Source organism: Lysinibacillus sp. (genome assembly GCF_032093475.1).
GTDB lineage: Bacteria > Bacillota > Bacilli > Bacillales_A > Planococcaceae > Lysinibacillus > Lysinibacillus irui.
The window spans coordinates 11,014-24,556 of record NZ_DAMDAY010000060.1; the positions used below are offsets into that span (position 1 = coordinate 11,014).

Annotated in this window: 17 protein-coding genes; 1 reads left to right on the plus strand and 16 read right to left on the minus strand. The window is 37.3% G+C overall.

Features of this window, described 5'->3' with window-relative positions; all coding sequences use genetic code 11:
* Positions 1 to 221: 221 nt before the first annotated feature.
* The 12 genes from accC to RT445_RS13470 form a co-directional block, all read right to left on the minus strand.
* Positions 222 to 1,580 carry an acetyl-CoA carboxylase biotin carboxylase subunit gene (gene accC / locus RT445_RS13415; protein WP_274793635.1) on the minus strand — a complete coding sequence of 453 codons (1,359 nt, stop codon included), beginning with the start codon at positions 1,578 to 1,580 and terminating at the stop codon, positions 222 to 224.
* Between the two features lie 14 nt (positions 1,581 to 1,594).
* Complete coding sequence (gene accB / locus RT445_RS13420; RefSeq protein WP_313470718.1) at positions 1,595 to 2,101, minus strand: acetyl-CoA carboxylase biotin carboxyl carrier protein; 507 nt, start codon at positions 2,099 to 2,101, stop codon at positions 1,595 to 1,597.
* Positions 2,102 to 2,301: 200 nt separating this feature from the next.
* Positions 2,302 to 2,856 (minus strand): SpoIIIAH-like family protein, encoded by a 555-nt coding sequence (locus RT445_RS13425; protein WP_274793638.1) that lies wholly within the window; start codon positions 2,854 to 2,856, stop codon positions 2,302 to 2,304.
* On the minus strand, positions 2,857 to 3,231 hold the full coding sequence (locus RT445_RS13430; protein ID WP_313470719.1) for a hypothetical protein: 375 nt from the start codon (positions 3,229 to 3,231) through the stop codon (positions 2,857 to 2,859).
* 252 nt (positions 3,232 to 3,483) lie between these two features.
* Positions 3,484 to 4,395, minus strand: coding sequence for a stage III sporulation protein AE (locus RT445_RS13435; RefSeq protein ID WP_274793640.1), 912 nt, complete (start codon positions 4,393 to 4,395; stop codon positions 3,484 to 3,486).
* Between the two features lie 12 nt (positions 4,396 to 4,407).
* Positions 4,408 to 4,785: a hypothetical protein gene (locus RT445_RS13440; protein WP_274793641.1), complete on the minus strand. Its 378-nt coding sequence runs from the start codon at positions 4,783 to 4,785 to the stop codon at positions 4,408 to 4,410.
* A 5-nt stretch (positions 4,786 to 4,790) separates the two neighbouring features.
* Positions 4,791 to 5,000, minus strand: coding sequence for a hypothetical protein (locus RT445_RS13445; protein ID WP_012295089.1), 210 nt, complete (start codon positions 4,998 to 5,000; stop codon positions 4,791 to 4,793).
* Positions 5,001 to 5,090: 90 nt separating this feature from the next.
* Entirely contained in the window at positions 5,091 to 6,098 is a 1,008-nt protein-coding gene (locus RT445_RS13450; RefSeq protein ID WP_274793642.1) for an NAD(P)H-dependent flavin oxidoreductase, read from the minus strand.
* Positions 6,099 to 6,301: 203 nt separating this feature from the next.
* On the minus strand, positions 6,302 to 6,859 hold the full coding sequence (gene efp / locus RT445_RS13455; protein ID WP_274793643.1) for an elongation factor P: 558 nt from the start codon (positions 6,857 to 6,859) through the stop codon (positions 6,302 to 6,304).
* Between the two features lie 17 nt (positions 6,860 to 6,876).
* Positions 6,877 to 7,938 carry a M24 family metallopeptidase gene (locus RT445_RS13460; RefSeq protein ID WP_274793644.1) on the minus strand — a complete coding sequence of 354 codons (1,062 nt, stop codon included), beginning with the start codon at positions 7,936 to 7,938 and terminating at the stop codon, positions 6,877 to 6,879.
* Between the two features lie 2 nt (positions 7,939 to 7,940).
* On the minus strand, positions 7,941 to 8,375 hold the full coding sequence (gene aroQ / locus RT445_RS13465; protein ID WP_274793645.1) for a type II 3-dehydroquinate dehydratase: 435 nt from the start codon (positions 8,373 to 8,375) through the stop codon (positions 7,941 to 7,943).
* Positions 8,376 to 8,596: 221 nt separating this feature from the next.
* Positions 8,597 to 9,025 carry a hypothetical protein gene (locus tag RT445_RS13470; protein ID WP_274793646.1) on the minus strand — a complete coding sequence of 143 codons (429 nt, stop codon included), beginning with the start codon at positions 9,023 to 9,025 and terminating at the stop codon, positions 8,597 to 8,599.
* Between the two features lie 151 nt (positions 9,026 to 9,176).
* Between RT445_RS13470 and RT445_RS13475 the strand changes: the two genes are divergently transcribed.
* Positions 9,177 to 10,109 carry a DUF1385 domain-containing protein gene (locus RT445_RS13475; RefSeq protein ID WP_274793647.1) on the plus strand — a complete coding sequence of 311 codons (933 nt, stop codon included), beginning with the start codon at positions 9,177 to 9,179 and terminating at the stop codon, positions 10,107 to 10,109.
* 45 nt (positions 10,110 to 10,154) lie between these two features.
* Here the strand turns inward: RT445_RS13475 and RT445_RS13480 are convergent, their stop codons facing one another.
* The 4 genes from RT445_RS13480 to RT445_RS13495 all read right to left on the minus strand — a co-directional run bounded on the left by RT445_RS13480 (position 10,155) and on the right by RT445_RS13495 (position 13,150).
* Positions 10,155 to 10,490, minus strand: a complete 336-nt coding sequence (locus tag RT445_RS13480; RefSeq protein ID WP_274793648.1) for a hypothetical protein — start codon at positions 10,488 to 10,490, stop codon at positions 10,155 to 10,157.
* A 192-nt stretch (positions 10,491 to 10,682) separates the two neighbouring features.
* Entirely contained in the window at positions 10,683 to 11,609 is a 927-nt protein-coding gene (locus tag RT445_RS13485; RefSeq protein WP_274793649.1) for an alpha/beta hydrolase fold domain-containing protein, read from the minus strand.
* Positions 11,610 to 11,730: 121 nt separating this feature from the next.
* Positions 11,731 to 12,450 carry a metallophosphoesterase family protein gene (locus RT445_RS13490; protein ID WP_274793650.1) on the minus strand — a complete coding sequence of 240 codons (720 nt, stop codon included), beginning with the start codon at positions 12,448 to 12,450 and terminating at the stop codon, positions 11,731 to 11,733.
* A gap of 274 nt (positions 12,451 to 12,724) precedes the next feature.
* Entirely contained in the window at positions 12,725 to 13,150 is a 426-nt protein-coding gene (locus tag RT445_RS13495; protein WP_274793651.1) for a stage III sporulation protein AH, read from the minus strand.
* Positions 13,151 to 13,543 lie beyond the last annotated feature (393 nt).

A 13,543-nucleotide genomic window follows, 5' to 3' on the forward strand; every position in this document is an offset into this window, starting at 1 on the left:
TCAATATATGTAATTCAGCCTATCAATCATTAGCTTTGGTGTAGTAATCAGTCGCGTGTCTCCTCTTTAAACGCACCCTCAAAAACACTGGTCATTGTATACTCCTCTGTCACATCCTCTAAATCAAAAATCCAAATAAAAAACCTTCTAACAATTGAATGTTAGAAGGTAATTTTATTACGATATTTGGAATTATTCTATTCCTTAGATTCACAAATTAATTATTTGTTTGTCCCCAATACATCGTTCTCTTCAAGGAACTTCGTATTAAATTGAGCTGATTTGAAAACATCATTGTTCATTAGTGCTTGGTGGAATGGGATGGTTGTGTTGATCCCAGGACCTGATACTTCGAATTCGCTTAGCGCGCGATTCATTTTTGCAATCGCTTCCTCACGTGTATTCGCATGAACAATAAGTTTCGCTACCATTGAATCGTAATATGGTGGAATAGTATAGCCTGCATAGACTGCAGAATCAATACGTACACCATAGCCGCCTGGCGTTACATACGTATCGACAGTTCCTGCTGATGGCATGAAGTTTTTGTAGGCATTTTCTGCGTTAATACGGCATTCAATCGCCCAACCATTTAATTGAATATCATCTTGTGTGAATGGTAGCTTCTCACCAGATGCAATTTTTAACTGCTGTTGTACAAGATCTACACCAGAAATCATTTCTGTTACTGGGTGCTCTACTTGAATACGAGTATTCATTTCCATGAAGTAGAACTTGTCCTCTTGATAGTCATAAATAAACTCGATTGTGCCAGCACCTTCATAGTTACATGCTTGTGCAGCTTTTACTGCGGCCGCTCCCATTTCAGCACGACGCTCAGAAGATAGAGCTGGAGATGGAGCTTCCTCTACTAGCTTCTGCATACGACGTTGAACTGTACAGTCACGTTCGCCTAAATGCACAACGTTGCCATAACCATCTGCTAACACTTGAATCTCACAGTGACGGAAGTACTCGATGAATTTCTCTAAATATACGCCAGGGTTACCGAATGCAGCAGCAGCCTCTTTTTGCGTAATTTCAATACCTTTCACAAGGTCTTCTTCTGTACGTGCTACACGAATCCCTTTACCGCCACCCCCAGCAGTTGCTTTGATGATAACAGGGTACCCAATTTTAGCAGCCCATTCTTTACCTGTTTCAATATCTGGTACAATACCAGTACCTGGAACAAGTGGAACACCTGCTGCTTCCATTGTTGTACGTGCAACGTCCTTGATTCCCATAATTTTAATAGAATCAGATGATGGACCGATAAATTTAATGCCAGCGTTTTCACAAGCTTCTGCAAAATCAGCGTTTTCGGATACGAAGCCATACCCTGGGTGGATCCCGTCTGCACCTGTTTTTTCAGCTACACTAAGTAGAGCTGGGAAGCTAAGATAAGAATCTTTTGATAGCTTCGGTCCGATGCAATAAGCTTCGTCTGCTAATTTCACATGTAATGCGTCCGCATCTGCTTCAGAGTATACAGCAACCGATTGAATGCCTAACTCTTTACAAGCACGAATGATACGCACAGCGATTTCGCCGCGGTTTGCAATTAAAACTTTTTTCATTTGTTTTGCACTCCTTACTCAGCTTTTACAAGGAATAATGGTTGGCCGTATTCTACTAAGTCGCCATCTTTAACAAGAATTTCAACGATTTCCCCTTGCACTTCTGCTTCGATTTCGTTGAATAATTTCATTGCTTCCACGATACATACGATTGTTTCGTTTCCTACTTTATCACCCACTTTTACGTAAGCTGGTGAATCTGGGTTTGGTGCTTGATAGAAAGTACCGACCATAGGAGATACAATTTTATGTAACGATGGGTCGTTAACTGATGGTGCAGCTGCAGCTGATGCTGGCGCTTCTTCTTTAGCTGGAGCTGGTGTTGCTACTGGAGCTTCTGCTGGTGCAGATTGTTGTACAACAGGGGCTACTACTTCTTTTTTAGGTGCTACAGTTTCTGTAACAACAACATTATTCTTTTTTAGTTTTACTTTTGCGCCATCTACTTCATACACAAACTCGTCAATGGAAGAAGAATCTACTAATTTAATAATTTCACGAATTTCTTGAATTTTGAACATTTCTAACTCTCCTTATGAAATAAAATCTACTACAATAACTATTCTATATTTTTTCGAATCAATTTGAAATAGTTAAATGAAAATTAAGTAAATCTGAACAAAATAAAAGGCTTTCCTTTACTAAACGAAAGCCTTTTCATTATGCTGATATATAACAACCTTTTATAAATAAATTAAATATTTATTTTTTTCTATATATTTTAATAATTATTCGCACTAAACTTTACTTGCACATCATTTGCGCCTTCCATCTCTGTTTTTACAAGGTAAATAATTTCGTTTGCTTGTGCCTTTGACAGCTCTTCTGCCATCACTGTTACAGAAACTTTTTCTCCTTCAGCGCGAACAAACGCATCGGAATAACCTAATGATTTAACGAGCATTTCAAGCATAGCTTCAGCTGATTCACGCTTAATCAGTCCATCCATTTCATTAAATGCCTCATTTTTTTCTTCAGCAGAAGCCTCTTCAGAAGCAATTTTTTGAGTTAACTGTTCACGAAGCTGGCTTCTTTCATCACTAACCTGCATACGCATTTCTTCGAATAAGTGACTCGGTGAAGATACTTCTTGTGTTGCATCATTTGTTGCCTTCTGATCTGTAACACCTGTGACAGCTGTTTGTTGTAGTGTATCATCTGTAAAGATAGTAAGACCATTAAACTGCTTTGCTGGATCAACCAAATAATACACTGAAATGACTGCTACTAAACTTAATAATGTCATAAACCAAACTGTTCTTCTACGTACGCGCATTTACTTTTCCTCCTTATTTTCCATTGGAACGATAATAATTCGATGAATCGGTAACTGCATCACTTGACTGACGACCGCACGAATTTCATTTTTCACAAAGATATCGGATGCACCTTCTGAAACAACTAGCATGCCTGTTACGTTTTTCGCGCTTTGCTCAGTCCCTCGAAAATATTGGCTAAATAGTTTATTGGCATCTTGATCATCTGTCATCTCTCCATAATAAAAATAGACTTTAACCTCCCCAACACCTTGCATTGCCTTCAGTGTTTGCTCAAGCTTTTCTTCATTTGTGAGCGGTGAACTTTTGTCGCTTGTTGAATTCGTTTGATACATAGGTAAAATGATGAATATTCCCACGGAGGCAGCTATCAAAATTAAAACCATCAATGACGTTGTTTTTTTTCGTGTCTTTTCCACATCACTTGTACATTGCCTCCTTTCATCTTCTCTTTTTCAAGTGTATGTACGCTTGTTTCTTCCTATGAATTGATAAATGGAATCTTTAATAGCAATTGCAAAAATACTAACGTGATGACCAACTTTGTCAGTGAAATTATTTCCTTATCATCCGTTAGAAACACAAAAATCTGACAAACAAAGAGCAATGCCAATAAAAGAATCAATCTATCTCCCCCCTGCCATGACTTGTACAAACACAATGAGGAAAAAACAAGAAAACATAAATGAAAAAGCAATTAAAAATGATACAGCACACAGGGTAAATAGCGATTTACTAATTTGATCTAGTAATCTACAAATATCATCAAAGGCAATTGGCTCTAAAATAGCGGCAAGCATTTTCAACGAATAGGCACTGACAACTAGCTGAACCGTTGGGATAAATGACACCGTAATGACGGCAATAAAAGCACTAATACTTGTAACGGATGAAGTGAATTGTGTCATATGCTGAAACATCGAAAAACTATCTACAATAAAAGAACCAACAACCGGAATATTTTCTTCAATTAATTTTTTCACAGGCTCTGCTACTGCCGCATTGACACTAAATGCCGCAACACCACTTGCAGTCATCAAAAGAACGTAGCAAATGACAGAGGCGGAAACGATACTCATAATGGTAAAACGAATTAATTCAGCAATTCGTGTAAAAGATATTTCCTTGACAATAACACTGCAAACATCAAAGACAATGGCCAAAAGCACGCCTGGTATAAGCCACTTACTACTAATAATCGTAAGGACTTGTACAAAAAATAGTAAAAAGGGCTGCCAGGAAGCAATCGCTGTAATACTGCTTGATAATAGAAAGCTTGATGTAAGAATCGGATAAAATGCTGTAAATAGATGGGCTAGTCCTTGTGCAATTTCATCAATTAAGGTAAAGGACTTTACAACAACAGGACCAATCGTTGCTAAAACAATAAGAAAAAATAGTATCCTTGTCCCTTTTTCAAATTCTGGTAATATCATGTTGACAATCAAAATAATGATGACGTAGCCGCAAAGCATGAGCGTCATCTTTAGCAAGAGAAAGAATGGGTCGATTAAAAATGATAGTATTTGCTCCTGCAATGGCTTCGCTCCTTAGTTTAGCCTTTTTAAAATGGACGACACCTCCTGTAAAACAGCCAAAAATTCTTTGAACCAATACAATAAAATGACGATCTTCACTGCAGCAAAAACGATGTTCCCGAGCACTTTATAATTATGTTCTGCCAGCAGCAATGACACCCACTGTCCGACATAGAACATACTTGCACTGATTAGAATAGCTTTCGCATAAGGTAAAAACGCAAGTGTTTCTAGAAGCTGCTTGACGAAAGGCAATAAAAGTGTCGAGAACAACATGCCAAAAAGCAAAAACGAAAACATCACACTTATTAGCGCATGGAGTGGCTGTATAACTTCTTTTATCAGCAATAATAAAAGCAGCATGACAACAGCGACGATGACAATTTCCATTTACATTACCCGGATGATGTAAGCCATTGGAAGAATGTTAATATTTCATTAAAGAATAGACGTAAAAATCGAAGTAACTCTGCTGTCATATATAAGTAGGCAATGAAAAAGAGGAAAAATGAAAACTCCTTCTTCCCTGTTTGATCAAAGAAAACATGAAGAAGCGCAACGACTAGTCCCACTCCAGCAACTCTTAATACGTCTTGTAATTCCATTCCTACGCCCCCTCGTGTACAGCAATATATGTCGCACTATAAAAAAAAAGACCTCTATACAGATGTATAGAGATCTACTACGAAAAAAATTTATAATAGTTTGTTCACGATGCTTTTAACCGTACCTGTTTGCTGTACGAGATGACTATTTTCGCCCATCCACATGGATAAATATTCGGCATTGCCCTGCTCTGCACTTTCCTTACGAATGGTAGTTGTTAGATAGTTTTGTAGTGGATAAGGTGCCACTATCGCATCCTTCATGCGTTTAGTAAATTCATTCGCTAGGCCTCTTGCTGGCTTACCAGTAAATGCAAGCGTAATCGTTGTTTGCTGTGCGTTCGATGCCAATACTGCATTTTTATAGAGCGGAGAAATTTCGCATTCATCTGCTACTAGTAAAGCTGTACCAATTTGAACAGCTTGTGCTCCGTTTTCAAGTGCCTGCTGAATAGCTTCTTTTGTCACGAGCCCACCTGCTGCAATCATTGGAATCGCAATTTGACCAGCTACTTGTTGTAGCAACGCATCTAAGGGAATTAATTGGATAGGGTCAGTAAAGGAACCTCGATGCCCCCCAGCCTCTCCACCTTGTAGGACAACCGCATCCATGCCAGCCTGTTCCACCAGTTTAGCCTCTTCTAATGTTGTTGCAGTGCCAATGGTATAGATACCATTGTCTTTTAATTGTTGAAGAACCTCTGCTGATGGAATGCCAAATGTAAACGAGCAAATTGCTACCTTTTCCTCTATAACCGCCTGAACTTGCCCTGTAAAAACATCCTTAGACACTACACTCTGTACAGGTGATAACCCAAGCTCATCATAAAAAGGTTGCAGCGCCATACGAGCTTGTTGTAACACCTCTATATCGATTTTTGGGTCCTCTTGTACAAATAAATTAACTGCAAAAGGCTTTGTCGTTAATTTTTTCACTTCCTGAATGAATTGCTTTGTCTGTTCGCCATCTAAGTAGCCCGCTCCAATTGAGCCTAATAAACCTGCTTCAGCACAGGCAGCCACAAATTTAGGTGACGTGACACCTGCCATTGGCGCTTGAATAATTGGGTGTTGCATATCAAATATTGTTTGTAACATACCTTTCACTCCTTACTATGTTATTATTGTAAACTTTCTTTCCAAAAATGACCATCTTTCTGATGATAGAAAGAAGGAGGATGACGAGAAAAAAAGGTCTTTTTCCTGTATCAAATGGCACAACGATTGAAGCTTTTCACATGATATGTATAAAAATAAAATAAAAACCTACTCTTTTATACTAAAGAGTAGGTTTTTATTAATTAGGCACGAGATACGTAAGAGCCTTCTTCTGTGTTAATGATTAAAACATCACCTTGGTTTACGAAGAATGGTACTTGTACGATTAGACCCGTTTCAAGAGTAGCAGGTTTTGTACCGCCTGAAGCTGTATCACCTTTGATCCCAGGTTCTGTCTCTGTAACTTCTAATTGAACAGTGTTTGGTAATTCAATACCTAACATTTCACCTTGGTAAGATTGAATATGAACTTCCATGTTTTCTTTTAGGAATTTTAATTCATATTCAATAGCAGCTGAAGATAGTTCAGTTTGCTCGTAAGATTCTAAGTCCATGAAAACATGCTCGTCACCTTGTGCATATAAGTATTGCATTTTACGGTTATCGATTTGTGCTTTTTCTACTTTTTCACCAGCGCGGAATGTTTTTTCATTTACAGAGCCATTACGTAGGTTACGTAATTTAGAACGCACGAATGCAGCACCTTTACCTGGTTTAACGTGTTGGAAATCTAACACGCGGTATAATTGGCCATCAACAATAATTGTTAGACCTGTACGGAAATCGTTTACTGAGATCATTTGTGTTCCTCCAAAGTTTATAAAATAATGAGTTCTTTTGACGAATGTGTTAGTAGTTCATTACCCGTTTCGGTGATTAAAATATCATCCTCGATACGAACACCACCAATTCCTGGTAAATAAACACCAGGCTCAATCGTCACGGCCATACCTGGCTCTAGCACTGTATCAGAACGCATCGATAAGCCAGGGCCTTCATGTACTTCAAGACCAATACCATGTCCTAAAGAATGACCAAATGCTTCGCCGTATCCTTGTTCTTTTAAGTAATCACGTGCAATCGCGTCCGCTTGAATGCCTGTTAATCCAGGACCCACTTTTTCAAGTGCTAACAGTTGAGAAGCAAGGACTGCATTGTACATATTTACTAATTTTTCGGATGGTTCTCCAACAGCCACAGTACGTGTAATATCCGAAATATAGCCATTGTATAGCGCACCAAAGTCTAATGTAACAAAGTCGCCTTTTTCAATTACTTTATTCGTTGCTACGCCATGTGGTAGTGCTGAACGAAGACCAGACGCAACAATTGTGTCAAACGAAGACTGAGTTGCTCCTTGTTTACGCATGAAAAATTCTAATTCATTCGAAACCTCAAGCTCTGTTTTACCAGGCTTGATGAAGCCTAAAATATGTGTAAATGCGTGATCAGCAATTTCACACGCAGCCTTAATAATATTAATCTCTTGTTCCGTCTTAATCAAGCGAATTTTTTCAATAAGTCCAGAAATCGGCACTAAATCAGCTTGAATCTTCGATTTATACAGTTCATATGTGCCATAACTGACAGTATCTCTCTCAAAGCCTAATAATTTGATGCCCATGTTACTCACTTGAGTAGCAATCTCTTCAATAATTGTTGCTTCATGCTTTACAATTCGGAAGTCCTGAATTTGTGCAGCAGCCTGCTCAGTATAACGGAAGTCTGTAATAAACACAGCATCGTTTTGAGACACAATTGCTACGCCCGCTGTCCCTGTAAAACCAGTCATATAGCGGCGGTTGTACTCATTTGTAACTAAAATACCATCGATGTTTTGTTCTTGCAGTGCTTTACGTAGCTTTTGTAATTTCAACATAATCAATTCTCCCTCTCGATAAATGTACGTAGTGCCAGTTCATAGCCTTTCGTACCTAGTCCACAAATTTGACCAAGGCAGGCCGGAGCAAGATAAGAATGATGACGGAAAGCCTCACGTTTGTGGATATTGGAAATATGTACTTCGATAACCGGCACAGAAATCCCTGCAATCGCATCATGTAACGCGATGCTTGTATGGGTATATGCACCGGGATTAAAGATAATACCATCATATTTTTCGTCCTCTGCTTCATGCACCCAATCAACTAGTACCCCTTCATGATTGGATTGACGAAATTCAACTGTAGCCCCTAAAGAAGCCGCAAGATTTTGAACATTCTTTCTAACATCATCTAATGTTTCATGTCCATAAATATGTGGCTCTCGTTTACCCAGTCGATTTAAGTTAGGTCCATTCAAACATAATAACTTCACGCTTCTATTCGCCTCTTTCTATGTACTTGCCATTTATTTTATCATACACGGTGCATTCAGCAACTAATTTCCATTAGAAGCTCCATCCACTTTGACGTAGTGTAATCATGTCAGCTGAAATCACTGAAAAAACTTTTGAAAGTCTGGAGCATCTTTTCGCAAAAACATCATCAAATGGTGCAAAAAAATACCCCCTTTTAATACCAAGGGGATATTGTGAGCTACGTCCTTTCTCTATGTGCATTCATCTCCTTCTGATGGAAATTTGCAGTTTCCAGCAAGAAACGTAATAGACAAACGACAATCACGATGAACGGTATCGAGAGTTTCTTAAAGGAAGTTAGTTGTAAAGGTAAATCTAATACAATCCACTCTAAGGTGATGGTCACCAAAAGGCCTAATAAAAGTGAAGAAAAGACAGCTGGAATGATATACACATAGCGCATTGTCATATATAAAAATAAACCGATAATAAATAGAAGTATGATAAAGAAGGTCCACTGAAATAATTTAGAGCTATCTTCGAACCAATTCCACTTCTTATAAAACCCAATCGGATGCCATTTGATGAGATGAAAATAATGTAATCCCTTTAAGCACAATGCTAAGACAAGCGCATTGACAAAAGCTGTAATCGCTGCTGTTTTCACAAGATAACCTCCATTTTTACACACTAATCTTTTCCTGAAATGTACGATTAGTGTAGCCATATAGAAAATTTACTATGCGTAACGGTAGAGGTTTTTCACTAAATTTAGTACAATGGTACAGTTGAAATATATATAGAGAGTGGTGTTAGCCTTGAGCAATTCACCTGTATACGGGGGACAAGCACAATTAGAGGGTGTGATGTTCGGAGGAAAGGAACATACCGTTACAGCCATTCGTCGTAACGATGATTCCATTGATTATTATCATTTTAAAAAAGTTCAAAAACCTATTTTACAAAAACTTAAAAAAATACCTTTTGTAAGAGGCGTAGTTGCGCTTATTGAATCTGCTGGCTTAGGTTCTCGTCATATGCAATTTGCCGGAGATCGTTTTGATGTGACTCCTGGCGAAGAAGAAGATCATAAAGAAGAAGGCTCTAAACTTCAAATGATACTTGGAGTTGCTTTAGTTGGTATTCTTTCTTTTTTATTTGGAAAATTTGCTTTCACATTAATTCCTGTTTTTATAGCCGATTTTTTCTCTAAATGGATTGAAGGAAAAACCGGACAAATTTTACTGGAAAGTGGCATTAAACTATTATTACTGCTAGCCTACTTATATTTTATCTCGTTAACGCCCCTCATTAAACGAGTATTTCAGTACCATGGTGCAGAGCACAAGGTCATTAATTGCTATGAAGCGGGGTTAGATATTACGGTAAAAAACGTCCAAGCTCAATCACGCCTACACTATCGTTGTGGTAGTAGCTTCATTCTATTCACAGTGTTCGTCGGCATGTTTTTATATTTCTTTGTGCCTACAGACCCACTGTGGCTTCGTATTTTAGATCGTATTCTATTAATTCCTGTTGTTCTTGGTATTTCCTTTGAAGTATTACAAGCAACCAACGCTTGCCGTAATATCCCAGTGTTACGCTTCCTTGGCTACCCTGGCTTATGGCTTCAATTATTGACAACACGCGAACCAAAAGACGATCAAGTAGAAGTAGCGATTGCATCCTTCAATATGCTACGCCAAGTAGAGCAACAACCCGAGATTGCTGCAACATTAAATCATGATTAATAGAAAAAGGCAGCCCCAATAAGTAGTTGGGGCTGCCTTTTTACGTTAAGCACGCATTTTACGTTTAAAAGCAATCATGGCGAAAATCGTGATCAATATCGTATAGCCAATCACAATAGATAGTGATTGAAGCATGTCAACATAGGCTCCTTGTAGAATAGCTTTTGCTGCATTGAGAGTATGAACAAAAGGTAAAAAGTGCGCAATTGATTGAAAAGTCCCACCAACCATATCTAGTTCGAACCAAGTTCCACTTAACCAAGTTGTAACATTTACAAATATTGCAAAAATCCCACCTACCTGCTTATCTGTAAATAATGTGCCAAACACTAGGCCAATACCAATATTTAGTAGAGCAATGATCAACGGTACAAGGAACACAAATAGGATAGACGAATTAAAAGAATCTTCTTTGATATCCGCAATGCACGAATTCTATTTTGCATAATACTTCCTTTTAAATGTAAGCTTACTTTATAATTTTTAATTTTCGTTTCAACTTATAGTGATTTTCCGCTAATAAAAAGAACAAGAAAAGCGTGTTTTGAATACATCAAAACACGCTTCTAGAAATTATTTACTTAAGATATTTACAATTTTCTGTTGAGCATCTATAGCTTCAGGTATCGGCATCACAACAAAAACATGATTCATCTTAGGATATACATAGGTAGTGATGGCGACACCTTGTTCTGTTAGTAGTTCATCAAATTGAATGGCGTCTGGATATAAACTTTCATGTGTGCCAATAAAATGAGTAATCTTGCCAATCCCTTGAAAATCACCGTAAATTGGACTAATTAATGGGTCCTTTAGATCTTTATCAGCTGCCCATATCTTTGTAATAACTTCCATTCCTTCACTAGCCAACATAGGATCGTTTTCTTCATATTCAGGTATAAGAGGGTTTTCTAAACTCATATCAACACATGCAGAAAATAAAATAATATCTTGCGGTTGAGGCAGCTTATCTCGTTTCAAAAGTTGAATGAGGCCAAGTGCTATATTTCCACCTGCCGAATCTCCCATAATCGTACATTGGTTGGTTCTTTCAACATTTTCTACTATTTCCATATATAAATTGAAAATTTTTGAGTAGGTATCTTGATAGTTAAAATGGGGTACTTTAGGGTAAATGGGCGCAATAACCTTGGCATTTAACGATTGTGCTATTCTATCCATGAACATCCAATGTAAGGATAAAGGTTGACTTGTCCAGGCGCCACCATGTATATAGAGAATAACTTTTTGCTCCAAGGACTTTTTGTCATTTAAAGTGAAAACCTGCATTCCCTCAAAACTTTGTTCCTTTACCTCACTTACAAAGGTTACATCATCCCCAATAACATAGGGCTGAATATTTTCTGTGCCCCTTTGCTTCGTAAACTGCTTTGCATTTTCAATACTAGAAAAACTCTTTTTATTACTCTGAGCAATTAACCATTTTTCAAATTGAACGCTTTCTTCGGAACGCTCTCCATTAAAAACTTCTACACTCATATTTTCTCCCCCTTTTTTCTACATCTTTGGTAAGTTTATATAGCTAAAGAGATGTCAAGTATTAGCCTTTATAACTTGTTTCCCCATCTATTATCCGCGGTGTTGTTCACCACTAAAAACCCTAAGCATTTCGATATTTTGCTAACATAATTTCATCGTAATATTTATCTAATTGTGGCAAACCTAGCTGTTCTGCCATCAAAAGTTCTGCCTGTCTATCATACTCAACTCTAATAAATTGAATGGCGTTGTTTGAATATGAGCCATCTAGAATCGCATAGGAAGCTGAAGTTAAGTCAAGTGAATTTCCGACACTCCCAACGTTACACAGAATCCCCATTTTATATGTATGTAAAAAAGTTGTATGTAAATCGCCGTAGAAAACAATATCAGGAAGTTTTTTAGAATGAATTGAATTAGTTTTTTCACTATTCTCAAACATTGATAAACGCTTTTCAATTGGATGGCTAGGCACAATGCGTTCAAACTCGCTTCTTGGGGAAGCGTGGAAAAACCTTATTAATTGTCCATTTAATTCAAGATCAATACTATATGGTAATGAAGCTAGATAGTGATAATCCTTTTCTGTTAATCTATCTTTAAACCACTGTAATAATTCAAGCTCAGTTGGAGATTGAATAAAAACATCCCAGTTGCCTCGAACTACTCGTTCGCAGTTCTTTTGGATAAGCTCGATACATTCAGAGCCTCGGGGTCCTTTGCCAATTAAATCGCCTAAACAAAAAATTCTTTCAATATTTCTTAATCGAATGTCTTCTAACACGGCTTCTAGTGCCGTTTTATTCCCGTGGATATCTGAAATTATTGCAATTTTTGTCACAAAGCTACCCCCTTATAAATCCCATCTATTCCAAAATAGTGGTTTCTTCTAATTTTATTCGATAAGATCTCTTTTAACCCTTTAAAACTAGGATTTCAGAAAAAATACATACATCATACCCAAAATTTAAGATTCTTTCACCCCATTTTATTTCAAGGGATACTGCATTAATTGTAAGAATAAAAGTAATTCGTTTCCGTGGGTTATATTGAAACTATCAATTTCTTTTAATGTAGGACACTAGAAAATTACTTGCATTGAACAATCTCCTTCGTTAGCTTAATATGAAACTGTTCCATAAGTTTTCATCAACCCTAAAAAAACCTTCGTGCGAACACGCTGCTAGTAAACATTGATCATCTTGGTAAAACATTAAATCCTCTGGTAATTTTGGATAAACCCAGTCAAAAAGGGAGTAGCTATGGTCCTTCAAAAATTGTGCGGTAATATCATTTAAAATAAAATAAAAAACATATGCTGTACCTTCGCCAAGCCATGTTGTCTCCCACTTGCGTTGTATTTTTCTTTCGATAAATTGATCGCCAATATCTGCGATTAATTCACCCACAATGGCTAGTCGTAATTCTTCATCAGCCATTAATTGTCTATTCTCAACAAAGGCGAAGCGGTTACATTGACTTGCTAGTAATTTGATAAGCTGTTGGTAGCGTTGCCCTTTTATATTTTCGGTAATAATCAATTTTAATTCCTCCTCACACCTGCACTATGAGTAACTTTATAATCCTTTATTAACACGAATAAACTCTTTCCTAAATTAAATTTTGCAAAGGAATTACTGTATTTCTATATTGAATGCATCCATTGGAAATCATGATTTTTCTTATGGGAAGATTGTCAACTTATGCCTTCCCTAAATAAGATTCAATCTACTTCAATCTTATAGTGATATTAACATAAATATCCATCAAAAAAAATCTCCCCTCTAAAAATCTACAGAGGGGAGATGATTTTTTAGACGTTACAATTGATGAATAGAATTTGAGTAATCATAATGAAGTAATTTTAGTTGCAAGATTATTTAATCGCCTCAGCAAGCTCCAAAATAATTCCTTCTGGTCCACGAACGTAACAT

Excerpts from the sequence above, each read along its gene's own strand:
- accC (WP_274793635.1), bottom strand. The coding sequence starts at position 1,580 with ATGAAAAAAGTTTTAATTGCAAACCGCGGCGAAATCGCTGTGCGTATC.
- accB (WP_313470718.1), bottom strand. The coding sequence starts at position 2,101 with ATGTTCAAAATTCAAGAAATTCGTGAAATTATTAAATTAGTAGATTCT.
- RT445_RS13425 (WP_274793638.1), bottom strand. The coding sequence starts at position 2,856 with ATGCGCGTACGTAGAAGAACAGTTTGGTTTATGACATTATTAAGTTTA.
- RT445_RS13440 (WP_274793641.1), bottom strand. The coding sequence starts at position 4,785 with ATGGAAATTGTCATCGTCGCTGTTGTCATGCTGCTTTTATTATTGCTG.
- RT445_RS13445 (WP_012295089.1), bottom strand. The coding sequence starts at position 5,000 with ATGGAATTACAAGACGTATTAAGAGTTGCTGGAGTGGGACTAGTCGTT.
- RT445_RS13450 (WP_274793642.1), bottom strand. The coding sequence starts at position 6,098 with ATGTTACAAACAATATTTGATATGCAACACCCAATTATTCAAGCGCCA.
- efp (WP_274793643.1), bottom strand. The coding sequence starts at position 6,859 with ATGATCTCAGTAAACGATTTCCGTACAGGTCTAACAATTATTGTTGAT.
- RT445_RS13460 (WP_274793644.1), bottom strand. The coding sequence starts at position 7,938 with ATGTTGAAATTACAAAAGCTACGTAAAGCACTGCAAGAACAAAACATC.
- RT445_RS13485 (WP_274793649.1), bottom strand. The coding sequence starts at position 11,609 with ATGAGTGTAGAAGTTTTTAATGGAGAGCGTTCCGAAGAAAGCGTTCAA.